The organism is uncultured Mailhella sp., from assembly GCF_944324995.1.
Classification (GTDB): domain Bacteria; phylum Desulfobacterota; class Desulfovibrionia; order Desulfovibrionales; family Desulfovibrionaceae; genus Mailhella.
In genome coordinates, this window is record NZ_CALUYL010000007.1 from 1 (window position 1) to 22,801 (window position 22,801).

The following is a 22,801-nucleotide window of genomic DNA, read 5'->3' on the forward strand; positions in this document are numbered from 1 at the left end:
GTGACGATATCGAGACGAAGACCTTCCATAGCGGTCTCCTCTTATGCCTGCTGACGCTTGTTGTACTTTTCAATGGCCATGTCGATGCTGCCCACGTTGAACACGTCGGTCTCGGAGAGATAGTCGTATTCGCCTTCAAGCAGACCCTTGAAGCCCTTGATGGTGTCTTCCAGTTTCACATACACGCCGGGAATGCCGGAGAACACTTCTGCCACATGGAAAGGCTGCGACAGGAAGCGCTGAATGCGGCGGGCGCGGGCCACGGTCATCTTGTCCTCGTCGGAAAGTTCGTCCATGCCGAGGATGGCGATGATGTCCTGAAGGTCCTTGTACTTCTGCAGCACCTGCTGAACGCGGCGGGCCACGGAGTAGTGTTCTTCGCCGACCACGTTCGGATCAAGGATGCGCGAGGTGGAGTCAAGCGGGTCCACGGCCGGGTAAATGCCCAGTTCGGCGATGGAACGGTTGAGCACCAGCGTACCGTCGAGGTGAGCGAAGGTGGTGGCGGGAGCCGGGTCGGTAAGGTCGTCGGCGGGAACGTACACGGCCTGCACGGAGGTGATGGAGCCTGCGGAGGTGGAGGTGATGCGTTCCTGGAGACCGCCGAGGTCGGTGCCGAGGGTGGGCTGATAGCCCACGGCCGAAGGCATGCGGCCGAGCAGTGCGGACACTTCGGAGCCGGCCTGCGTGAAGCGGAAGATGTTGTCGATGAAGAGCAGCACGTCCTGATGTTCTTCGTCACGGAAGTACTCGGCGCAGGCAAGGGCGGTGAGGGCCACGCGGGCACGGGCTCCCGGGGGTTCGTTCATCTGGCCGTAAACAAGCACGGCGCGTTCCAGAACTCCGGCTTCCTTGAGTTCGCCGTAGAGGTCGTTGCCCTCACGGGTACGTTCGCCAACACCCGCGAACACGGAGTTGCCGCCGTGCTGCTTGGCGATGTTGTTGATCATTTCCATGAGGATAACGGTCTTGCCCACGCCGGCGCCGCCGAACAGACCGATCTTGCCGCCCTTGGGGAACGGAATGAGCAGGTCCACGACCTTGATGCCGGTTTCCAGCAGTTCCACCTTGGTGTTCAGTTCGGTGAACGCCGGGGCAGGACGATGGATGGGGAAGTACTTGTCCGTTTCGATCGGGCCGAGACCGTCCACGGGACGACCGACCACGTTCAGAATGCGGCCGATGGCAGCCTTGCCCACAGGGGTCATGATGGGCTTGCCGGTATCGACCACTTCCATGCCGCGAACCAGACCGTCGGTGCTGTCCATGGCGATGGTGCGCACCACGTTGTTGCCCAGGTGCTGGGCGACTTCGCAGACGAGGTCCGTGGCGTTGGGGTTGTTGATATTATTGATCTCAAGCGCGTTGAGGATGTTCGGCAGCTGTCCCTCGGGGAAAGCTACGTCCACAACAGCGCCGATGACCTGCACAATATGGCCTTTGTTTGCTGTCATGCCCTAATGCTCCTACTGGCTTTGCTGCGCATTTGCGCCGCCAACGATATCGATAAGTTCGTTGGTGATGGCAGCCTGACGGGTCTTGTTGTAAAGAAGCGTCAGAGAATTGGTCAGTTCGTCGCAGTTGCGCGTGGCGTTGTCCATGGCGGCCATGCGCGCTGCGTTCTCGCTGGCGGAGTTGTCGAGAAGTCCGCGGTAGATCTGAACGTTCACATAGCGGGGCAGCAGTTCCGCCAGCAGAACTCCGACTTCGGGTTCGTACAGGCATTCGGCCGCCGGCTTGTTGCCGTCCTCTTCCTTGGCGGCTGCGGTCACGGGCAGAAGCTCCATCTTCGTGGGAATCTGGCGCGTCATGCCCGCAAACTCGCTGTACACGAGGTACACTTCATCGGCCTCGCCGCTTTCATAAAGCTGCGACACCTTTCCGCCCAGACGGGCCGCCAGGCGAAAATCAAAGGAACCCATGACGTCTCCGTACGATTCGATGATCTCGTAGGAGGTCTTGCGCACCGCGTCGCGGCCCTTCCGGCCCACGCAGATGAACCGGACGCTCAGCCCCTCGTCGGTCTTGGCGCGGGCCAGATCGAGAGCGGTAGATATCAGATTGACGTTGAAGCCCCCGCACAGGCCGCGATCGGAGGAAAGAAGCACGACCACCGCCGACTTCACCTCCTTGTGGACCTGAAGCAGCGGATGAGCCGCTTCTTCCGTTCTGGCGGCAAGGTCGCCCAGCATCTCGCCGAACTTTTCCGCGTAGGGGCGGAACCGTTCGATGCGGTTCTGGGCGCCGCGCAGCTTCGCCGAGGCGACCATGCCCATGGCCCTCGTGATCTGCTTGGTCTTGCCGACGCCAGCTATCTGGAGTTTTACATCTTTCAACGAAGGCATGAGTTACCCCCGCGCCTTGAAGGATACCTTGAACTCTTTGATGGCCGCGGAAAGACGGGCTTCCAGATCGTCGTCCAGCTTCTTGCGATCGCGGATATCGGCGAGGATATCGGGCTTTTCGGTGCGAAGCATTTCCAGCATGCCGCCTTCAAACGGCAGCACGTCTTTCACCTCGATGTCGTCCAAGAAGCCGCGGGAAGCCGCAAAGATGGAAGCCACCTGCTCTTCCGTGGGCATGGGATGATACTGAGGCTGCTTGAGCAGCTCCGTCATGCGGGCGCCGCGATCGAGAATGGCCTTGGTGTCCTTGTCCAGATCGGAACCGAACTGGGCGAAGGCGGCCATTTCGCGGTAGTGGGCGAGGTCCAGACGCAGCGAGCCTGCAACCTGCTTCATGGCCTTGATCTGGGCGGCGCCGCCCACGCGGGACACGGAGATGCCCACGTTGATGGCGGGACGGATACCGGCGTTGAACAGGTTCGTTTCCAGGAACACCTGACCGTCGGTGATGGAGATCACGTTGGTGGGGATGTAGGCGGAAACGTCGCCGGCCTGCGTTTCGATGACGGGCAGAGCCGTCAGGGAACCGGCGCCCAGCTCGTCGCTGAGCTTGGCCGCGCGTTCGAGCAGACGGGAGTGCAGATAGAACACGTCGCCGGGGAAGGCTTCACGTCCCGGAGGACGACGGAGCAGCAGGGACATCTGGCGATAGGCCACGGCCTGCTTGGAAAGGTCGTCGTAAATGATGAGCGCGTGTTCGCCGTTGTCGCGGTAGAATTCGGCCATGGTGCAGCCGGAATACGGCGCGATGTACTGCAGAGGCGCGGATTCCGAAGCCGAGGCGGACACGATGGTGGTGTATTCCATGGCGCCGTGCTGGCGGAGGGTTTCCGCCACCAGAGCCACGGTGGACTTCTTCTGACCGATGGCCACGTAGAAGCAGTGAACGCCGGTGCCCTTCTGGGCAAGGATGGCGTCCACGCAGATGGCGGTCTTGCCCACCTGACGGTCGCCGATGATGAGTTCGCGCTGACCGCGGCCGATGGGCGTAATGGCGTCGATGGCCTTGATGCCCGTCACCATGGGTTCATGAACGCTCTTGCGCTGCATGATGCCGGGAGCTTTAAGTTCCACGGGACGGATTTCCGTGCTTTCCACGGGTCCCAGACCGTCGATGGGCTGACCCAGCGGGTTCAGCACGCGTCCGGCGACGGCGGGTCCCACCGGCACAGAGAAGATGCGGCCGGTACGCTTGACCGGGTCGCCTTCCTTGATGCCGGTGTCGTCGCCGAGCAGGGCGACGCCGACGTTGTCTTCTTCGAGGTTGAGCACCATGCCCATGAGTCCGCCGGGAAACTCCAGCAGCTCCATCGACATGGCATTCCGCACACCGTACACGCGGGCGATGCCGTCGCCCACGTACATGACGGTGCCGGTCTCGCTCATTTCCACATGCTGGTCGTAGTTGCGGATCTGCTCCTCGATGATCTTTCCGATCTCTTCAGCCTTGATGTGCATGGCCTACTCACCCCTCTTGATGGATTCCCTGAGGTTGTCGAGCTGCGCGCGCAGGCTTGCGTCGTACACCTTGTCTCCCACGCGGAAGACGATGCCTCCGATGATGGAGGGATCGATGACGTATTCAAGCTCAAGCTTGCGCTCTGTCTGCGATTCCAACTTGTTCTTGATGCTGTCCTTGCGCGCGTCGTCCAGCTCCACGGCCGTGGTCACGACCCCGCGGGAGATGCCGCGGGCCTCGTCGAGCATGGCCGAAAAATCCGCCGCGATGGCGGGAATGAGCGGCAGCCGGTCCTTGTCGGCCAGCAGCGCGCAAAAACGTTGTTCCACGGCGCCGCCGCCCGCCACATCCAGCAGGGACAGCACCACTTTCTTCTTCTCCTCCGTGGAGAGGACGGGATTGCGAAAAGCCTCGGCCAGTTGAGGAGTCTTTTCCACAGCCTCGCCCAGAGCACTCAGAGACGCTCCATAGCGTTCCAATTCCGCCATGCCCGCCTCTTTTCCGATGGAAAAGAGCGCCGAGGCATAACGCCGGGACACGACATTGCCAATCACTGCAGCACCACCTTGGTCAACGATTTGTCGATCAGTTTCTGATGCGTCGTGGCATCCAGCCTGTCGCGAAGGCTCTTTTCCACCTCCGCAACGATGGTGTCGGCCATACGTTCGCGAATGGCTTCAAGCTCGGCCTTGCCTTCCTGCTCCGCGCCCTTCTTCGCCTGCTCCACAATGTGGGCGGCCTGAGCCTCGGCCTCGGACACGATGGCGGCCTTGATGCGTTCCGCCTGCGCGCGGCCTTCTTCCAGAAGCTTTGCGCATTCCGCTTCCACGTCGGCTATCTGACGCTCGACCTCGGCAAGCCGGGCCTCGGCCTCCTGCTTGCGTTTGGCCAGATCGTCCATTTCCTGAACGATTTCCTCACGGCGACCCGTGAAAAACTTTTTGATGAGCTTGCCTGCCGCGTACCAGATGATGCCGACAAAGATGGCGGCATTGATCACGCGCAGCAGAAAGTCTCCCCACGGCAGGGAATGCCCGTCGCTCGCGGACGCAACCTGGCAGGAAATCAGGACCAGAGCGCAGGCCGTCACTATACCATAGATTCTTTGCACGCCGTTCTCCTTGCTGCGATGATGCTATCCGAGCATGGCCTTGAGAGCCACCTGAACAAAATCGCCCACCCTGCCGTCGAGCTCGCGCCTGGCTTCCGCGCTCTCCGTGCGGACGCGCTCGGCGGCGGCTCTGTGGATGGCGCGGGCCTCGTCGCCCGCCTCGTTCAGACGGGCCTGAGCGGTTTGTTCCGCGGCAGCCTTCATGCTCTTGCGCACAGCCGCCACTTCCGCGCGGGCCTTTTCGATGCGGGCGTTGTAACCTTCCATCTTGAGCCCGGCCTCGCCTTCCAAGGAGGCGGCGGCTCCTCTCAGTTCATCGTTCTGCGAGTTGCGGCGGGCAATGATGCCGCGCACCGGACGCACGATAAGGTAATTTATGATCGCCAGGGCGATCAAAAAGTTCACCAACTGAATCAGGAGGGTTATGTCGATGTTGATCATTCCGAGAACCTCCAACCGAAGCTGTAAAAAGGGGCCACTCTACCATTGCATTCTAAGCCCCCAAAGTTCTGCGCTCCTGAATTATTGGGAGTAGAATCATTTTTTTTAGCTACCCCGTTTTTCGCACTTTGTCAAAGCCGAACGGCTTTTTTTTCAAGAAATAAACAGGTTCCGCCATGTCTTTTGCACAAAAAATTACAAAATATGCAGACAGGGCATATCATATTGGAAAGCCTCTTTCTTTTGTCTTTGACGGGGCTGCGCGTCTTCCGAAACGGGAACAAAAGCCGTTTGCATTTCATAATCCCCCCGCTTTTCGCCCCGGGAAAAAATAAATAAAATTCTTATCGAGCTTTTTTTCACGATTCAAAAAACGTCCCTGCTTTTCGTTGATACGCCTTGTTTTCACAGGAAAAGTCGTCGAAAACGCCTGTATTTTTCCTCAGTCGGGAAAAAACTCTCACGGCCGGGCAATTGTCACAGAACTGACACAATTCTCTCCGGGGTCACGCTGCACTTCGGCAACCGACCGTACCGAAAAGACCGACGTACGGGACTGCGGACGCCAAAAAGCGACGTCTGGACGTCCGCGACGGGCCGCCGCGACCTGCGGCTTTTGCGTGGGGCCATCCCCCTGCCCTGCGCGGAGGAACGAAGGTATGCGGGAAGCGTGGAAAACGACCGATGCGCCTCCGTCGGCAGAAGTCCCTGCCTTGCACGCAAAACGACGAACGCCTGCACCGCGGCTTTCCCGGTAGCTCTCAACAAACAGGAACAGCACCACACTCCCGGACAGGCCCGCATCCCGCACTTCTGCTCTTTGATTTTTGCAGGAACTTCTGCGCAAGACAGGTCCGACCGGACACCGCTCTGTCCGGGCGCACTGCCCGGAACAGGCAAAGTGCAGCACACCTGAACGGGCACTCCGCGCCGCCTGACCGGCCCCTTGGCTGCTCGCTCCTGCAACTAGCTCTTGAACACGAAACGGCGCATGGAAATGCTGAGCACGATGCCCACAAGGGCGCAGTTCACCACCAGCGCCGTGCCGCCGTAGCTGATGAACGGCAGCGGCATGCCCACCACGGGCATGAGTCCCACCACCATGCCGATGTTCACGATGATCTGCCAGAAGAAGTAGAAGAATATGCCCGCGGCCAGCGTGCTTCCGAAGCGGTCCTTGGCGTCGCGCACCGTGCTGTACATGGCCATGAGGAACAGACAGAACAGCGTGACCAGCGTCATGCATCCCGCGAATCCCCATTCCTCGCCGAACACGGCAATGGCGAAGTCGGTGTGCTTTTCCGGCAGGAAGCGCAGCTGGCTCTGCGTGCCCGCCAGAAAGCCCTTGCCGAACATCTCGCCCGAACCGATGGCTATCTGCGACTGAATGATGTGATATCCCGCGCCGCGCGGATCGCGCGTGGGGTCGAGGAACGTCAGAATACGCTCCTGCTGATAGTCGTGCAGCACGAACCAGCCGAGCGGCATGAGCAGAGGAATGACCACGAGGCACACGCGCAGCACCTTCCACTTCACGCCGTGAAAGAGCACCATGCCGCCGAGCAGCACCAGCACGGTGAGCCCGGAGCCGAGGTCGGGCTGCTTGGCGATGAACAGAAAGGGAACCACGCCGATGGCGAGCACCTGCCCGAGTCTTTTCCAGCCCAGCGATTCGCCGTCGCGGCAGAGTGCCTTGGCGCCCATCATGAGCACGGCGAACTTGGCCAGCTCGCTCGGCTGAAGGTTCATGACGCCGAGATCTATCCAGCGCTTGGCGCCGTACACGGTTTTGCCCACAATGGGCACCAGCATGAGCAGAATGAGCACAATGACGTAGCACGGCACCGCCAGCCGCTCGATGCGCCGGTAGTCGATGAGCATGCACGTCACCATGACAAAGAGCCCTATCAGCCCCCATACGAGCTGACGCTGATAAAAGGGCGAAAGCACGAAGCCGCCTTCGATGCGGGAGCCGCTCGCGGAATACAGGTTCACCATGCCCACGGCGAACAGCAGGATGGTGATGAAGACAAGCCCCCAGTTTATCTGGAAGAACATTCTTCTGTCGGGCATCTGCATGGGGAACCTCGGCGAAAAACGCCGGGAAAATCCCGGCGCTGAGAAAAAAGATGAGGGCGCAGGATGCGGCACGGCGCGTTTTCGCGTCGGCCGCGTTTCTCCGGTCCGCGCCCGGCAGACCGGAGAAATCAGCATAAGAACGTTATTTGCCCGCGGCCATTTCCTGATCGCGTTTCAGGGCTTCGAGCACGGCGTCGGTCACGTGACCGGGCACGGCGCAGCGTTCCATGTGGTTCACGCCGCGGATCGTGGTTCCGGAGGGCGAGCACACCTTCACACGCAGATCGGCGAAGCTTTCGCCGCTCTCCAGGGCAAGGCGGGCCGTGCCTTCCACCATGGCCGCGATGAGCTCGCGGGAGACGCCGGCCTTGAGGCCCATGGTGATGCCCGCATTGAGCAGGCCTTCCATGAACAGCAGCACGAAGGCCGGACCGCAGCCCACCAGCGAGGAGAACGCCGGGAACTGCGCTTCGGGCAGCACCACGGCAATGCCCATGAGCCGGAACATGGTCAGCAGCTCGTCGGCCGCGGCCTTGTCCAGCGAGGGATCGTCGAAGCAGAGGGCGAACACGCCCTTCCCCACGACCACGGGCAGATTGGGCATGCAGCGCACCACGGGGCAGCGGTTTTCCACGCCCAGACGCAGCTTTTCCTGCGAGAAGGCGGCCGCAAGCGACACCACCACCTTGGATTCATCCAGCGCGGGGCGGATTTCTTCCAGCATGGCTTCCATCTGATAGGGCTTCACCGCAAGAATGACGATGTCGGAACGCTGCGCGAGTTCCAGCGGCGTTTCCACGAAGGTCACGCGGCCTTCGGGCCCTATGCCTTCCACCTTGGCGCGGGTGTGATCGTGGCCGAGCAGTTCAAAGTCGTGCGGGACAAGTCCCTTGAGCACGCCTCCGCCCATGTTGCCGCAGCCTATGCAACCGATTTTCTTCATGGCTCAGCCTACGATTTCCGTCCGGCTGAAGAAGAAGGCGATTTCCCGAGCGGCGGTTTCGGGAGCGTCGGAGCCGTGAACGGCGTTGGCCTGAACGCTCTGGGCGTAGAGCTTGCGGATGGTGCCTTCCGCCGCGGCGGCGGGATTGGTGGCTCCCATGAGCGCGCGATAGGAGGCAATGGCGTCTTCCCCTTCCAGCACCGAGCAGACCACGGGGCCGGAAATCATGTATTCCACGAGATCCGCGTAGAAGGGACGTTCCTTGTGTACTTCGTAAAAGGCTTCCGCCTGAGCGCGGGTGAGCCGGATCATCTTCATGGCCACGATGCGCAGGCCGCTCTTCTGGATCATGGCCAGAATCTCGCCCTGCAGGTTGCGGGACACGGCGTCGGGCTTGATGATGGAAAGGGTTTGCTGAAGCATGAATTCCTCCGTCCTGACGTTGCGGGGCGGATGCACAACCGCCCCCGGGGAAAAAACGGGCACGCGGCCCTTTCGGAGCGCCGCGCCGGGCGGTCGCGCCGATACGTCCGCGGGCCGGAGCGCAGACCCGTCGAACGAAACATGTCATGCGCGCCCGACATGACGGCAGGCGCGCATCGCATCCCCGGGAACGCGGTCAAAAGCCCTTCCCCTGTTCCGGCCGAAGCGGCCCGGGGCAGAAAAAGCCTCCGCCTTCCCGCGCGGGGAGACGGAGGCGAAACGCTAATTTTTGAGCGTCTTCAGCACCGGCAGGGTCTTCACGAACTGAAGAGCCAGACGAAGCTGATTGTCTTTCGCGAGCATGGCGCTCATGTCTTCGGCGTCGCCCGTCTTTTCCTCGTCCTTGCGGGGTTCCGCCTTTTCGTCCTTCTGTTCCAGATGGCCGCGCAGATCCTTTTCGCGCAGGAGCAGCGCGGGTTCTGCGGCATCCTCGCGGGGGGCCTCCCAGGCCACCTCGAAGTCGGGCGTGATGCCCTCGGCCTGAATGGACTTGCCCGAAGGCGTGTAGTAGCGGGCCACGGTGAGCTTGAGGCCCGCGCCGTCGGCCAGCGGAATGAGATTCTGCACCGAGCCCTTGCCGAACGTGCGCTCGCCGAGAATAAGGGCCCGCTTCTGATCGCGCAGCGCGCCGGCCACGATTTCGGAAGCCGAGGCGGAACCGGAATTCACCAGCACCACGAGCGGACAATCCACGTCGTCGGGCTGGGCGTGCGCCTTGAAGGTGCGTTCGGAAGACGGATCGCGGCCGCGCATGGACACGATGACGCCGTCCTTGAGGAACTGATCGGCCACCTCGACGCTCTGATCGAGAAGTCCGCCGGGGTTGTTGCGCAAATCGAGCACCACGCCCTTGAGCGCGCCCCTGGCTCTGGCCTTGGACACGGCTTCGGCAAGTTCCTGCGCGGTGTGACCGCTGAAGCGCGTGAGACGAATCCACCAGTAGCCGGGCTCAAGCTCGCGCGACTTCACGCTGATGAGCGGAATGGCGTCGCGCTTGATCTTCATGGTCACGGGGCGGGAGCTGTTCTTGTGCAGCACCTGCAGTTCCACCGTGGTGCCGCGCTTGCCGCGCATTTTGGAAACCACTTCGGTGAGCGACATTTCCATGGTGTACTGACCGTCCACGGCAATGATGGAGTCGCCCGCGCGCAGACCGGCCTTGTAGCCGGGCGTGTCCTCGATGGGGCTCACCACCATGACCTGACCGTTCTCCATGGTGATTTCCACGCCCACGCCGAAGAATTCGCCGCTGGTGTTCTCCTGCATTTCCTGAAATTCCTTTTCCGACATGAGCGTGGAATGAGGATCCAGGTTCTGCAGCATGCCCTTGAGCGCGCCGTCGAGCAGTTCCTTCTGCGAAACATCATTAACATAGTACTGCTCCACCATGTCCAGAATCTGGCTGAAACGGCGCAGGGAATCGTAGTCGTTTTCCGCGCTGACGGCCTTCATCACGCCGCCGCCGGACAAAAATGTGACAAGGGCGAGCGCCGCCGTGGTCAGCACACGAATCTTTTGCATGGGAGCCTCCGATTGGGATGGAACATGCGGAACACGATAGAGCCGATCCCACCAAAACGCAACGTATTTCCTTCCCGTCCGGACGGGCGGCGGGCAAAGCGCCCCCGTTTTCCTTTATTTTTCCGCGAAGGCGCACGCCCGAGCCGCCCCAACATTTCATTTGACGAGCGCGTGAGAGAAACGTACCCCTTAAAGGAAAGGGAGATTGCACATGAGCCCCATTACCGACCTTCCCGCCTGGCTGGAGAGCTTCCGGCCGGACGACGACCTGTACGCCGACGCCTACGAAGGCACGCCCGCCCATCTTCGGGCGCTGCTCAAGACGGCCATCGCCTTTGCCTTCCACCGCTGGAAGCCGGATCAGGGCGAACGCTCCGTAACCGTGGAAAGTCCGCGCGCGGGATTTGCCCGCACCGAGCGCTCGCGTCCGGCCTCGTGGGTTCTGGCCGTGGCGGCGGAAGGCTTCGCCTCGCCGGCTCGTCTTCTTGCCGCGCTTGTTCCGGCAATCATCGCGGGCGTTGACCGCATCATCGTCGTTTCGCCCGCGCCCTTTGCTCCGGCCGTGGCCACGGCGCTGGAACTTTCCGGCATCGAGGACTCCTTCGTGCTCGACGACGACTGCGCCGCCGATCTCTACGAAGATCTGCGCGCAGCTTCGCCCGACGGCCGCGTGGCGATGTTTCCGGGAAGCGGCCCGCTCACCCCGGGGCAGAAGGATCTGCTGCACCGCGCCGCGGCCGACGGACTGCGCACGTTCCGCGACGCTCCGGCTCCGCGCATTCTCGCCCTCGGCGCCGAAGAAGGCCCGCTGCCGGAAGAGACCAGAAAACGACTTCTCTGGCTGCATCCCGACGCCGAACTCATCGACGCTCCCGCGCCGGAACTTCGCGCCGTGTTCACGCAGGGCGACGTTCCTTCAGGCTGCGCCGCGCCCCTTGTCGCAGGGCCGGGCATGGAAGCCTGCTGGCCCGGGCCCTCTCCCGAATTTTTCCGAACCCGCACCCTTTCCGCCTTTCTTGTCCAGGAGAACCAGTCATGAGGCAGGACACCATGAAAAACCTGCGCAACATCGGCATCATCGCCCACATCGACGCAGGCAAGACCACGCTCAGCGAACGCATTCTGTTTTACACGCGCAAGATTCACCGCATGGGTGAAGTGCATGACGGCACGGCCACCATGGACTTCATGCCCGAAGAGCAGGAACGCGGCATCACCATTGCGGCGGCCGCCTCGACCTGTCACTGGAAGGACTGGACCCTGAACCTCATCGACACGCCAGGACACGTGGACTTCACCATTGAAGTGGAACGTTCGCTGCGCGTGCTCGACGGCGCGGTGGGCGTATTCTGCGCGGTGGGCGGCGTGGAGCCGCAGTCGGAAACGGTGTGGCGTCAGTCGGAGTCGTTCGGCGTGCCCAAGATCGCCTTCGTGAACAAGATGGACCGCGTGGGCGCGAACTTTGCCGCCGTGCTCGACGCGCTGCACGCGAGGCTCGGGGCGAATCCCGCGCCCGTGACCGTGCCGCTCGGCGAAGGCCCGGACTTCTACGCCGTGGCCGACGTGATCGCCATGAAGAAGCTTGTGTTCGACGAAGACTCGCAGGGGCAGAACATGGAAGTGCTGCCGCTTGAGGAAAGCGAAAAGGAAGAGGCGCTTCTGTGGCGGGACAAGCTGCTGGAAACGCTGGGCGAGAACGACGATGCGTTCATGGAGCTCTACCTTGAGGAACGCTTTTCCGAGGACGACATTCATGCGGCGCTCAAGCGGGCGACGCTCGCGCGCAAGGTGACGCCCGTGCTGGCTGGCTCGGCCCTGAAGAACGCGGGCGTGCAGCCGCTGCTCGACGCCGTGGGCCGCTACCTGCCCTCGCCGCTGGACGTGCCCGCCCCGCGAGGCACCACCGTGGACGGCAAGGAGGAAAAGGTGCTCGACGTGAGCCCCGACGCGCCCTTCTGCGGACTGGTGTTCAAGGTGCTCATGGAAAGCGGCCGCAAGACCGCGCTCGTGCGCGTGTATTCGGGCCGACTGAAGGACGGCGACGTGGTGCGCAACACGGCCCTGAACAAGGAAGAACGCGTATCACGCATGTTCCGCATGGACGCCGATCAGCAGGAACAGCTTGCCGAAGCCTCGTCGGGCGACATCATTGCCGTGCTCGGTCTGCGCTCCGCGCGCACGGGCGACACCATGGCCGCGCCGGGCCTCGACATTCTGCTGGAGAATCTGGAAGAGGTGAAGCCCGTCATTTCCATGGCGCTCGAACCGCGCAACGCCGACGAAGGCAAAACGCTGGACGAAGCGCTCGCCCGCTACTGCGCGGAAGATCCCACGCTCGGCGTGACGCAGGACGAAGGCTCGGGCGACCGCATCATTTCGGGCATGGGCGAACTGCATCTCGACGTGGTGATGGAGCGCATGCGCCGCGAATACGGTATCAGCCCGCGCGCCGGACAGCCGCAGGTGGTGGCGCGCGAAACCGTGCGCGCCGAAGGCGAGGGCCGCGGCCTGTTCGACCGCGAACTCGGCACGGTGCATCACATAGGCGAAGTCGTGCTCACCATGTCTCCGGCCGGACGCGACAAGGGCAATTCCCTCTCGCTTGCCGAGAACGTCGCGCATCCCGCCGACCCGAAGGACGCGATTCCCAAAGTTCTCGTCGATGAAGTGCTTCAGGGCATTTCCGACAGCCTGCTCTCCGGCCCCCAGACCGGCTATCCGGTGCAGGACGTCAACATCGTCGTGACCTTCATCCGCAAGGAAGGAGCCACCGCGGCGGGCTGCCGCATGGCCGCCGCCATGGCCGTGCGCGACGCCATGGAAAAGGCCCGTCCCACGGTGCTCGAACCCATCATGAGCGTGGAAATCGTGGCGCCGGAAGAGGCGCTCGGCGCGTCCATCAGCCTGTTCCAGAACTGCGGCGGCAAGGTCGAGGAACTCGGCGAACGGGGCGGCATGCGCTATCTCGCGGGCATGGCTCCCATGCGCAAGCTCTTCGGCTTCTCCACCGCGCTGCGCTCCGCCACCCAGGGCCGCGCCGGATTCACGCTGCGCTTCAAGCATTACGACTCCATGTAGGAGCACGGCTCCCGGGCCGCCGCGAAAACCGCGCTTCTTCCGGCGGCCCGAGGCAGCGCGGAGCCTGGGCGTCGGCCGTTCCGCAAAAAAGGCTTCTTCCGAAAGCCCGCCGCGAGCTCCGGAGGTACCCTTTTGAGGAACATGCGCGACACTTCGCCCGGGCCCCCGCCGCGGAACGAAAACACGCTTCGGCGTTTGCAACAAAGCGCGAGCCGGAAGAACACGACGTTTCTCCGGAGCGTTGACACAAAACATCGGCATTCCGCCCCGCGCCCGACGCGAGCGCCAGCGTTCCGTTCACGGGCCCGTTCCGCAGAGAGCGTCCCCGCCCGGCGAGTCTTTGAAGAGCCTCAGCGACGCTTCGCCCGGAATACTGCCACGGAGCGGGAAATCTCATGGAGCGTTCACAACAAGGATGCGACGCCGCCCGCGCGCTTTCGACGAAGAAAGGGCAGGTCACCGACGCGCCCGCTTCCGGCAAGGCGTCCTTCCCCGGCTGCGGTTCCGGGGCTTGACCGTCCGCTCTTTTGCGGCATACTCTCGGCCCCGCGTCCGGTTCGGACGCCTTTTGCCAACCTTTCACGCAGGACAACATGAGCGACATCAATCTCTTCACCGCGGCCAGAGCCAAAAAAAGCCTCGGGCAGCACTTTCTGCGCGACGAACGCGTGGTTCAGCGCATCGTGGATCTGCTGCGCCCGGAAGAGGGCGATCAGATCATGGAAATCGGTCCCGGCCCCGGCGCGCTCACCGCGCTGCTGCGCCCCCTGCCGTGGAGCAGGCTTCTGCTGCTCGAAAAGGACGATCACTACGCCGCCGAACACGCGGCAAGGCCCCTGCCCGGCCTTGAGGTGGTGGCGGGCGACGCCCTGACCTATCCGTGGGAATCGCTGGAAGGCCCGTGGAAAATCGCGGGGAATCTCCCTTACAACGTGGCTTCGCCGCTCATGTGGGACATCGTCAGCCGCACGCCCCGCCTCGCCCGCGCCGTGTTCATGGTGCAGAAGGAAGTCGGCGACCGGCTCACCGCCAAGCCCGGCTCCAGGGACTACGGCGCGCTCAGCGTGTGGATTCAGAGCTTTGTCGCCGCGCGCAAAGGCTTCGTCATCGGGCCCGCGGCCTTTTCCCCGCCGCCCAAGGTCGATTCCGCAGTGGTGGTCTTCGAACCTCTGCCCGAGGAGAACAGGCCCCGCCATCCCGAAGAGCTCTCCCGCCTCATCAAGCTGTGCTTCCAGCAGCGGAGAAAACAGCTTCAGGGCATACTGCGCCGCGCCCTGCCGCAGCCCTTCGTACTCGAAGCGCTCGCAACTCTCGGCATCGATCCCGCCCAGCGGCCGGAAACGCTCTCCGTCCCGCAGTTCCAGGCGTTGGCGGACGCGCTTTTTTCAGGAAAAAATCACGCCTGAGCGCCCCGCCTCTCTTGACGATGGGCAGGAAACGTGTACCAAAAAGAAAACCGCATCCCTCATTTTCCTCTCACCTCTGCCGCACGGCAGAAAGGAGCAATCATGACCAAGGCCGAACTCATCGCCAAGATCGCCGAACAGGCCTCCATCAGCAAGAGCAGCGCGGAACAGTCCCTGAACGCCCTGCTCGAAGCCATTCAGGAAGCGCTCGCTTCCGACGGCAAGCTCTCCCTCCCGGGCTTCGGCTCGCTTGTGGTGGAAGAACGCAAGGAACGCAAGGGCCACAATCCCCGCACCGGCGAAACCATCACCATTCCCGCCGGCAAGGTCGTGAAATTCAGGGCTGGCATTAATCTGAAAAAGCAGATACAGTAGTCGGACGGTCCGTATCCCGGCCCTCGGGATATCCGACCGCCAGCCGTTCAAGGAGTCTTCATGCTTATTCATGGTGAAAATGGACATGGCCCCTTCCCCTGGGATCTGCCCCTGTGGCAGCCCGACTACGCCATCTTTTTCGGCGTGCTCTACTCGGTGATCCTCATTCTTGCCATCGGCATCACGCTGGCTTTCGCCCGCGCGATCAGAGATGCCAGAAACGGCGAGCACAAGGGGCACTAAACCGGCTCTTCATCGAAGAGCGCGCCCGTGCGGCAGCCTTCCCCTCAGGGAGGATGTTCCGCAATCTGCGGCGCTCTCTTCGGTCTGCCCTCTGCGGATCATCCCGCCCTGCGGCAGAAAAAACCGGCATCTCTGGAAAGAGCCGCGGCGCTTCGCCCTTCTCTTCCGGAAGGCGCATGCGTCAAAAACGCTCTCCGCGGGGAGGTTCCGAGGCAGGTGCAGCGTTAATTTTTTACTTTTTTTGCAGGTTTCCCCGGAGTGAGGCACCCCGGGGGCTTGCTTTTTGTCGCAAACTGTTTTAGTCTGCATCTCTCCCTGCGCTGAGGAGACCTGTCTGCGGCATGCCCCGCAGGCCTGTTTCCCGCAAGGGACACATTTCCGTTTTTCCCTTCGGTTCACTCCCTGAGAACTGGCGGATCGGACGGAACAAGAGATTCGCTGAAAAGGGGGTGATTTCTGTGCCCGGAGTTTTTCTCAACGAAGACGATTACAATTTCGACATTGCCCTGCGTCGCTTCAAGAAGCAGGTGGAAAAGGCCGGCGTTCTTTCTGAAATGAAGAAGCGTCAGCATTATGAAAAGCCCAGCGTCATGCGCAAGAAGAAGAAGGCCGCTGCCCGCAAGCGCCTCATGAAGAAGATGCGCAAGGTGAACATGGGTTAATCTTCGACGACAACGGTTCGCATGGGTTCTGAACCGTATGCAAGCCGGTACGGAGCCGGAAATTGGACCTTTCAGCAGGCTGATTTCCGGCTCTTTTGCCATTTCATGACGGTGCGGCCGCAAGGCTTCGCCGTCGTCCTTCTTTCCGCGAAGTTCCCTTCGCGACGGATGAAGATGACTGCTATGAGTATCGCTGAACAGATAGACAAGGACTATATCCAGGCCTACAAGGCCAAGGATCAGGTTAAGCTCGGCACGCTGCGCCTGCTGAAAACCGCGGCCAAGAACCGTCAGGTCGAGCTCATGCGTCCCCTTGAGGACGACGACTACATGGACGTGCTTCTGCGCGAGGTCAAGCAGCGTCAGGATTCCATCGAGCAGTACAACGCCGCCGGTCGCGCCGATCTGGCCGACAAGGAAGCCGCCGAAGCCGCGGTGCTTCAGTCCTACCTGCCCGCGCAGCTCTCCGACGAGGAACTTGCCGAAGTGGTGGAAAAAACCGTGGCTCCGCTGCTTGAAGGCGGCATGAAGAACATGGGCCGCGCCATCAGCGCCATCATGGCCGAATACAAGGGCCGTGTGGACGGCAAGGCCGTGAGCGCCGCCGTGAAGGCCCGTCTCCAGCAGGCCCGCTGATCGTATGGACGAAAGGACTCTTCACGCTCTCGAATTTCCCCGCGTGCTTGAACGACTTTCCGACTTCTGCCTCTCCGAGGCGGGAAAGGAAGCCGCTCTTCTCCTGCGCCCCATGAACGACGCGCAGACCGTGCGCGACGCCCAGCTTCGCTACGACGAAACGCGCTCCTGGCTGGCCGAAGGGGAATTTTCTCCGGTGTCGTTTCCCGACATTTCCGGTCTTCTCGCGCACGTGCGCACGCATGCCGATCCTATGCTCGACATGGACGGCCTGTGGGCCCTCAAGGAAACGCTCGGACTCGCGCGCCGCGCCGCCGAAAGCATTCACGCGGGAGCGTCCAGACGCCCCCTGCTCGACGCCCTCGCCTGCGAGCTCCCCATGCCGGAACTTTCCCTTTCCGCGCTGATGCGCTGCGTGAGCGACGACGGCTACCTTAAAGATGAAAGCTCTCCCGGACTTCTGCTCGTGCGCGGAGAGCTGCGCGGCATCCATCAGAACTGTCTGCGCCGCGTCAAGGAGTTCGCCGAAAAGTACAACATCGGCCGCTACCTTCAGGACGACTACATGACCCTCTCGTCCGACCGCTACGTGCTGCCGCTCAAGGCCAACTTCAAGGGACGCATTCAGGGCATCATTCACGACTATTCCAACACCGGCGAAACGCTCTACTTCGAGCCCATGTTCCTGGTGGAGCAGAACAACCGCCTTCAGGAACTCAAGCAGCAGGAACGCGAGGAAGAGCGCAAGGTCATGCGCATGATCGCCGACCTGCTCGTTCAGGAAATGCCGCAGGTCGAAGCCGCGTGGAAGCTGCTCGTGAAAATCGATCTCGGTCAGGCGAAGTGCGCCCTCGGCGCGGCCCTCAGCGGTCGCTGCGTGCCGCTGGAGGAAGACGCCCTGCTCAGTCTCCCGGGCGCAAGGCATCCGCTGCTCGTGCTTGAGGCCGCCCGCCACGCCGCAGACAAGAATTATGCCGGTCCGCGCCGCATCGAGCCCGCCGACCTCACGCTTCGCGAAGGCGACCGCGTGCTCGTCATCAGCGGCGGCAACGCCGGCGGCAAGACCGTGGCGCTCAAGACCCTCGGACTCATCACGCTCATGACCCTTGCCGGTCTCCCGGTTCCCGTGGACGGCGGAGCCACCCTCCCCTACTGGAACCGCGTCTACGCCTTCATCGGCGACGAGCAGAGTCTCGACGATCACGTGTCCACCTTCACCGGTCAGATTCACCATCTCGCCTCCATCTGGGAAAGCCTCGACCGCCATTCCCTGGTGCTGCTCGACGAATTCGGTTCCGGCACCGATCCCTCGCAGGGCGCGGCCCTTGCGCAGGCCGTGCTCGACGGCATGCTCGAAAAGGGCGCCTACACCGTGACGGCCACGCACTTTCCCGCGCTCAAGAGCTACGCGCTCACCCACGACGGCGTGCGCGCGGCCTCCGTGCTGTTCGATCCGTCCACCAAGAAGCCGCTCTTCCACCTGGCCTACGATCAGGTGGGCGCCAGCCAGGCCCTCGACGTGGCCCGCGAACACGGTCTGCCCGAATCCGTGCTCAAGCGCGCGGAGCACTATCTGCTCATGGACGGCGACGACGCAAGCGCCGTCATGGACAGGCTCAACGAGCTCGCCCGTCAGCGGGAAGAGGAACTCGCCCGTCTCAGGGACGAGGAACGCCGCATGCGCGACAAGCGCGAGTCTCTCCAGCAGAAGCTGGAAAAGGAACGTCAGAGACTCGACGAGGAAGTGCGCAAGATGTCGCAGGAGCTCATGCGCGACTACAAGAGCGGCAAGGCCACGGCCAAGCAGGCCCAGAAGGAGATGTCGAAGCTCCGGGCCGATCTCGCCCGTTCCGCGCGCGACATGGAGGAGGAAAAGCCTGCGGCCGATCCTTCGGCCTTCACCGTGGGCGGCGAAGTGCTGCACCGCATGTGGAACCGCAAGGCCGTGCTGCGCGAACTCGACGAAAAGAACGGCAAGGGCAAGATAGACCTGAACGGCGTGACCATGTGGGCCCCGCTTTCCGATCTTCAGCCCGCCTCCGGCGCGCCTTCCGCGCCCAGGGGAACCGTGACCGCCAGAGTTTCGAGACCAGTTTCCTTCCTGCGTCTTGACTTGAGGGGGAAACGTGCTGATTTAGCTTTAGCGGAACTCGAACAGTTTCTCGACCGCTCCCTGCTTTCCGGCGTGGAAGGCGTGGAAATCGTTCACGGACGCGGAACCGGCGCGCTGCGCAAGGCCGTGCATGAACTTCTGCGCACCTTCCCCGGCGTGGCCTCCTACCACACTGCGCCCGAAGATCAGGGCGGCGACGGCATGACTCAGGTTCTGTTCCGCTAAGACACGGGCTTATCGTCATGAAAAACAACGATGTGATACAGGCAATCAAGTCGCGCCTCAGCCTCGCCGACATGGCAAGGCGATATGTGGAGCTGCGTCCCGCAGGCTCCCGTCTTGTCGCGCCCTGCCCGTTCCATCAGGAGACCAAGCCCTCCTTCTCCATCAACGAGGAACAGGGAACCTTCTACTGCTTCGGCTGCCAGGCCTCCGGCGACATCTTCGATTTCTACGGACGCCTCAACGGCCTCGACTTCAAGGAAACCCTCGCCGCCCTCGCCGAAGAGGCGGGCGTGCGTCTCGACTCCTACCGCGCCGATCCCAAGGCCCGGGAACAGCGCTCCCAGAAGCGCGACATGCTCAAGATGCACGAACTCGCCGCCTCGCATTTTCACAGCAATCTGTCCTCGCCGACCGCCGCGGCCTGCCGCGACTACATCGGCGAGCGGGGCATCTCGCCCGAGCTCGTGGAAAAGTTCGGCCTCGGCTGGAGCATGGATTCGTGGCAGGATCTCGGCGACACGCTGCGCCGTGCGGGCTTCAATCTGAGCACCGCCGCGGAATGCGGCCTGCAATCCAAGAGTCAGGGCGGACGCACCTTCGACCGCTTCCGCAACCGGCTCATGTTCCCCATCCGCAACCTTTCCGGACAGGCCATAGCCTTCGGCGGACGCATTCTTCCCGCGCTCGCCAGAGACGACGACGCCAAGTACATCAACAGCAGCGATTCGCCCATCTACAAGAAGGGCGAACATCTGTTCGGCCTCTTTCAGGCCCGGCCCTCCATTGCCGTGAAGAAGAGCGTCATTCTCACCGAGGGCTACATGGACGTCATCACCCTGCACCAGTACGGCTACACGCAGGCCGTGGGCGTGCTCGGCACCGCGCTCACCCCGGATCAGATCAAGCGGCTTTCCGGCTTCAGCTCAAGCCTCGAACTCATGTTCGACGGCGACAACGCCGGACGCAAGGCGGCCTTCCGCTCCTGCGAAATGCTGCTCTCGCGCGGGCTTTCGTGCAAAGTAGTTCTGTTCCCCGACGACAACGACATCGACAGCATGCTCCACAGCTTCGGCGCGGACGCCGTGGAGGATCTGCGCGCCCACGCCCAGGACGGGCTTGAATTCTGCATTTCCGTGCTGCGCGGCATGGCTCCGCGCGACGCCGTGGAATGGGCGAGGCACTTTCTCTCGCAGGTGGACATGCCGGAACTTTTTCACCGCTTTGCGGCAGGCCTTGCCGCCGGACTCGGCCTCTCCGAAGCCGATCTTCGCGGAGGCGTTCTGGAAAGACGCAGCGCCGCCGCGCCCCGCGCGCAGGAGCGGCGCAGCACGGCGCCCCGCTCCATCAGCCGTGACCGGGAAATCATGACGTTCGCGGTGCGCTATCCGCACAGGCTGCCCGATCTTCAGGCCGCCGGCGCCGATCTTGCCCTGCGGGAACCCTGGGCGCTCAAGCTCTGGGACAAGCTGGCCGCCGCCTGCTCCGAGCAGGCCTTCGACGACCTGGATCCGAAGGAAAAAACCTTCTGGATCCGCTGCCGGGGCCAGGAAGCCCCCCCGCTCAACGACGAGGAAGGCGAACTGAACGCCATTCGACAAATGCTTATCAACTTGCAGAAGACATCACACATGGCTTCCGTGGTGGCGGCCCTTCGCCAGGGAACGGCCAGCCAGGAAACACAACGGGAATACATGCGCGCGCTTCTTGAAGCGCGAGGGAGGCGTAGTGACCAATAATCTTAAAGAAATCCAGCAGGTCAAGGCTCTTATCGCCAAGGGCAAGTCTGCGGGCTACCTCACGTTCGAGGAAGTCAGCAAATCTGTCCCCGCGGAGATGAGCACGCCCGAAAACTTCGAGGAAATCATTGCGATGTTCGATCAGATGGACATCGCCATTGTCGATTCCGAAAAGGAAGGCAAGTCCATAGTCGTCAACCACGCCGACGCGGAAAACGATCCCGTGGACATCGTGTTCGACGAGACCGACGACGGCGCGCTGGAATTTCCCCTCGATCTTTCCGCCGACGATTCCGGCGACTTCGCCGCCCGCAACACCGATCCCGTGCGCATGTACCTGCGCGAAATGGGCGCGGTGCCGCTGCTCGACCGCGACGGAGAAGTCGTCATCGCCAAGAAGATCGAGACCGGCGAAGAAGACGTGCTCTACGCCCTGGTGGAAGTGCCCGTGGCCGTGGAAGAACTCATCAACGTGGGCGAAGACCTCAAGCAGAACCGCATCAAGCTCAAGGACGTGGTCAAGACCATTGAGGAAGACGATCCCACCGAAGACGAAATGAATCAGCGTCAGCGCGTCATCCTGCTCCTCGACGAGATCAAGGCCATCTACAAGAAGAAGCACAAGATCTATCAGAAGCTCGACGCCTGCTGCACGCTGGAGCGCCGCGTGGCCTCCACGCAGAAGGAAATTCTCCAGTACAAGGAGGAAGTGGTTTCCCGTCTGCGCGAAATCAAGCTGGAAAAAACCCTCATCGACCGCATCGTGGAAACCGTGGAGGACTACGTGCGCCAGATGAAGAACTATCAGCGCGAACTCGACGCCTACGCGGCCACCACCGGCAAGACGCAGGAAGAGCTGCAAGCCCTCTTCGAAGCGCTCGACAACCGCACCCGTTCCATGCAGGACGTGGCCGCGGAACTCGACATGAGCGTGGACAAGATGTTTTCCTACAAGGAACTCATCATGGGCAAGATCGAAAGCCTTCAGCGCCTGCGCGAAAAGTGCTGCCACAACGTGGAAGACCTCGAAGAAGTGCTGTGGCGCATCCGTCGCGGCATGTCCGCCTCCATGCGCGCCAAGCAGGAACTCATCCGTTCCAACCTGCGCCTCGTGGTGAGCATCGCCAAGAAGTACACCAACCGCGGACTCCAGTTCCTCGATCTCATTCAGGAAGGCAACATCGGCCTCATGAAGGCCGTGGACAAGTTCGAGTATCAGCGCGGCTACAAGTTCTCCACCTACGCCACCTGGTGGATCCGGCAGGCCATCACCCGCGCCATCGCCGATCAGGCCCGCACCATACGCATTCCCGTCCACATGATAGAAACCATCAACAAGCTCATCCGCACCTCGCGCTATCTGGTGCAGGAGCTCGGCCGCGATCCCACTCCCGAGGAAATCGCCGAACGCATGGACTATCCCGTGGACAAGGTCAAGAAGGTGCTCAAAATCGCCAAGGAACCCATCTCCCTCGAAACCCCCATCGGCGACGAAGAGGATTCCAGCCTCGGCGATTTCATCGAGGACAAGAAGGCCGTGGCCCCCGCCGAGGAAGTGGTGAACACCAAGCTCTCCGAACAGATCGCCTCCGTGCTCGCCGACCTCACTCCCCGCGAGGAACAGGTGCTGCGCAAGCGTTTCGGCATCGGCGAGAAGTCCGACCACACCCTTGAGGAAGTGGGCAAGCTCTTCAACGTCACCCGCGAACGCATACGTCAGATCGAAGCCAAGGCCCTGCGCAAGCTCCGCCATCCGGTGAGAAGCCAGACCCTGCGCTCCTTCTACGAAAACTGATCCGTCAGCGGAAGTCCGCTTCGTTCCGATCTCTTCGGCGCGAGGCGGCTTCCGCTTTTTCGTCATGAGGCCGCCTCCGGTGATCCGGCA

General features: G+C 62.2%; 20 protein-coding genes. 10 read left to right on the forward strand and 10 right to left on the reverse strand.

Translation table 11 applies throughout. From position 1 onward, the window contains the following. Window positions 1-41: 41 nt before the first annotated feature. From atpD to Q0K02_RS04535, 10 genes are all read right to left on the reverse strand, one after another. Window positions 42-1,454 (reverse strand): F0F1 ATP synthase subunit beta, encoded by a 1,413-nt coding sequence (gene atpD, locus Q0K02_RS04490; protein WP_294485448.1) that lies wholly within the window; start codon window positions 1,452-1,454, stop codon window positions 42-44. Window positions 1,455-1,466: 12 nt separating this feature from the next. Beyond that, window positions 1,467-2,345 (reverse strand): F0F1 ATP synthase subunit gamma, encoded by an 879-nt coding sequence (locus tag Q0K02_RS04495; RefSeq protein ID WP_294485449.1) that lies wholly within the window; start codon window positions 2,343-2,345, stop codon window positions 1,467-1,469. 3 nt (window positions 2,346-2,348) lie between these two features. Beyond that, a complete protein-coding gene (gene atpA, locus Q0K02_RS04500) occupies window positions 2,349-3,863 on the reverse strand; it encodes a F0F1 ATP synthase subunit alpha (RefSeq protein ID WP_294485450.1) in 1,515 nt (504 codons plus the stop codon). 3 nt (window positions 3,864-3,866) lie between these two features. After that, a complete protein-coding gene (atpH, locus tag Q0K02_RS04505) occupies window positions 3,867-4,418 on the reverse strand; it encodes an ATP synthase F1 subunit delta (RefSeq protein WP_294485452.1) in 552 nt (183 codons plus the stop codon). Further along, on the reverse strand, window positions 4,415-4,975 hold the full coding sequence (locus Q0K02_RS04510) for an ATP synthase F0 subunit B (RefSeq protein ID WP_294485454.1): 561 nt from the start codon (window positions 4,973-4,975) through the stop codon (window positions 4,415-4,417). Before Q0K02_RS04510 ends, atpH begins: the two co-directional genes overlap by 4 nt. Window positions 4,976-4,999: 24 nt before the next feature. Beyond that, window positions 5,000-5,416, reverse strand: coding sequence for an ATP synthase F0 subunit B (locus tag Q0K02_RS04515; RefSeq protein ID WP_294485456.1), 417 nt, complete (start codon window positions 5,414-5,416; stop codon window positions 5,000-5,002). 966 nt (window positions 5,417-6,382) lie between these two features. Then, window positions 6,383-7,495 (reverse strand): rod shape-determining protein RodA, encoded by a 1,113-nt coding sequence (gene rodA, locus Q0K02_RS04520; RefSeq protein WP_294485458.1) that lies wholly within the window; start codon window positions 7,493-7,495, stop codon window positions 6,383-6,385. A 142-nt stretch (window positions 7,496-7,637) separates the two neighbouring features. Then, window positions 7,638-8,438, reverse strand: a complete 801-nt coding sequence (gene proC, locus Q0K02_RS04525; protein ID WP_294485460.1) for a pyrroline-5-carboxylate reductase — start codon at window positions 8,436-8,438, stop codon at window positions 7,638-7,640. Window positions 8,439-8,441: 3 nt separating this feature from the next. Next, a complete protein-coding gene (gene ndk / locus Q0K02_RS04530; RefSeq protein ID WP_294485461.1) occupies window positions 8,442-8,861 on the reverse strand; it encodes a nucleoside-diphosphate kinase in 420 nt (139 codons plus the stop codon). 282 nt (window positions 8,862-9,143) lie between these two features. Next, window positions 9,144-10,373: a S41 family peptidase gene (locus Q0K02_RS04535; protein ID WP_294485584.1), complete on the reverse strand. Its 1,230-nt coding sequence runs from the start codon at window positions 10,371-10,373 to the stop codon at window positions 9,144-9,146. Window positions 10,374-10,653: 280 nt separating this feature from the next. Between Q0K02_RS04535 and Q0K02_RS04540 the strand changes: the two genes are divergently transcribed. The 10 genes from Q0K02_RS04540 (at window position 10,654) to rpoD (ending at window position 22,711) form a co-directional block, all read left to right on the forward strand. After that, window positions 10,654-11,481, forward strand: coding sequence for a histidinol dehydrogenase (locus Q0K02_RS04540; RefSeq protein ID WP_294485463.1), 828 nt, complete (start codon window positions 10,654-10,656; stop codon window positions 11,479-11,481). Further along, window positions 11,478-13,520: an elongation factor G gene (gene fusA / locus Q0K02_RS04545; protein WP_294485465.1), complete on the forward strand. Its 2,043-nt coding sequence runs from the start codon at window positions 11,478-11,480 to the stop codon at window positions 13,518-13,520. Before Q0K02_RS04540 ends, fusA begins: the two co-directional genes overlap by 4 nt. A 593-nt stretch (window positions 13,521-14,113) precedes the next feature. Beyond that, the gene (rsmA, locus tag Q0K02_RS04550; RefSeq protein ID WP_294485467.1) at window positions 14,114-14,926 is read left to right on the forward strand and encodes a 16S rRNA (adenine(1518)-N(6)/adenine(1519)-N(6))-dimethyltransferase RsmA; all 813 of its coding nucleotides are present in this window, start codon (window positions 14,114-14,116) and stop codon (window positions 14,924-14,926) included. Window positions 14,927-15,028: 102 nt separating this feature from the next. Next, a complete protein-coding gene (locus Q0K02_RS04555; protein ID WP_294485469.1) occupies window positions 15,029-15,301 on the forward strand; it encodes an HU family DNA-binding protein in 273 nt (90 codons plus the stop codon). Between the two features lie 60 nt (window positions 15,302-15,361). Continuing rightward, a complete protein-coding gene (locus Q0K02_RS04560; RefSeq protein ID WP_294447463.1) occupies window positions 15,362-15,544 on the forward strand; it encodes a hypothetical protein in 183 nt (60 codons plus the stop codon). Window positions 15,545-16,002: 458 nt separating this feature from the next. Next, window positions 16,003-16,206, forward strand: coding sequence for a 30S ribosomal protein S21 (rpsU, locus tag Q0K02_RS04565; protein WP_077074093.1), 204 nt, complete (start codon window positions 16,003-16,005; stop codon window positions 16,204-16,206). A gap of 183 nt (window positions 16,207-16,389) precedes the next feature. Continuing rightward, window positions 16,390-16,842, forward strand: coding sequence for a GatB/YqeY domain-containing protein (locus Q0K02_RS04570; RefSeq protein WP_294485471.1), 453 nt, complete (start codon window positions 16,390-16,392; stop codon window positions 16,840-16,842). A gap of 4 nt (window positions 16,843-16,846) precedes the next feature. After that, entirely contained in the window at window positions 16,847-19,180 is a 2,334-nt protein-coding gene (locus tag Q0K02_RS04575; protein WP_294485473.1) for a Smr/MutS family protein, read from the forward strand. A 17-nt stretch (window positions 19,181-19,197) separates the two neighbouring features. Beyond that, a complete protein-coding gene (dnaG, locus tag Q0K02_RS04580; protein ID WP_294485476.1) occupies window positions 19,198-20,916 on the forward strand; it encodes a DNA primase in 1,719 nt (572 codons plus the stop codon). Further along, window positions 20,906-22,711, forward strand: a complete 1,806-nt coding sequence (gene rpoD / locus Q0K02_RS04585) for an RNA polymerase sigma factor RpoD (RefSeq protein WP_294485477.1) — start codon at window positions 20,906-20,908, stop codon at window positions 22,709-22,711. The genes dnaG and rpoD overlap by 11 nt, the downstream gene beginning before the upstream one ends. Window positions 22,712-22,801 lie beyond the last annotated feature (90 nt).

Coding starts and splice junctions, on each gene's coding strand:
- atpD (WP_294485448.1), bottom strand. CDS start 1,454: ATGACAGCAAACAAAGGCCATATTGTGCAGGTCATCGGCGCTGTTGTG.
- Q0K02_RS04495 (WP_294485449.1), bottom strand. CDS start 2,345: ATGCCTTCGTTGAAAGATGTAAAACTCCAGATAGCTGGCGTCGGCAAG.
- atpA (WP_294485450.1), bottom strand. CDS start 3,863: ATGCACATCAAGGCTGAAGAGATCGGAAAGATCATCGAGGAGCAGATC.
- Q0K02_RS04515 (WP_294485456.1), bottom strand. CDS start 5,416: ATGATCAACATCGACATAACCCTCCTGATTCAGTTGGTGAACTTTTTG.
- rodA (WP_294485458.1), bottom strand. CDS start 7,495: ATGCAGATGCCCGACAGAAGAATGTTCTTCCAGATAAACTGGGGGCTT.
- proC (WP_294485460.1), bottom strand. CDS start 8,438: ATGAAGAAAATCGGTTGCATAGGCTGCGGCAACATGGGCGGAGGCGTG.
- ndk (WP_294485461.1), bottom strand. CDS start 8,861: ATGCTTCAGCAAACCCTTTCCATCATCAAGCCCGACGCCGTGTCCCGC.
- Q0K02_RS04535 (WP_294485584.1), bottom strand. CDS start 10,373: ATGAAGGCCGTCAGCGCGGAAAACGACTACGATTCCCTGCGCCGTTTC.
- Q0K02_RS04540 (WP_294485463.1), top strand. CDS start 10,654: ATGAGCCCCATTACCGACCTTCCCGCCTGGCTGGAGAGCTTCCGGCCG.
- fusA (WP_294485465.1), top strand. CDS start 11,478: ATGAGGCAGGACACCATGAAAAACCTGCGCAACATCGGCATCATCGCC.
- rsmA (WP_294485467.1), top strand. CDS start 14,114: ATGAGCGACATCAATCTCTTCACCGCGGCCAGAGCCAAAAAAAGCCTC.
- Q0K02_RS04555 (WP_294485469.1), top strand. CDS start 15,029: ATGACCAAGGCCGAACTCATCGCCAAGATCGCCGAACAGGCCTCCATC.
- Q0K02_RS04560 (WP_294447463.1), top strand. CDS start 15,362: ATGCTTATTCATGGTGAAAATGGACATGGCCCCTTCCCCTGGGATCTG.
- Q0K02_RS04570 (WP_294485471.1), top strand. CDS start 16,390: ATGAGTATCGCTGAACAGATAGACAAGGACTATATCCAGGCCTACAAG.
- Q0K02_RS04575 (WP_294485473.1), top strand. CDS start 16,847: ATGGACGAAAGGACTCTTCACGCTCTCGAATTTCCCCGCGTGCTTGAA.
- dnaG (WP_294485476.1), top strand. CDS start 19,198: ATGAAAAACAACGATGTGATACAGGCAATCAAGTCGCGCCTCAGCCTC.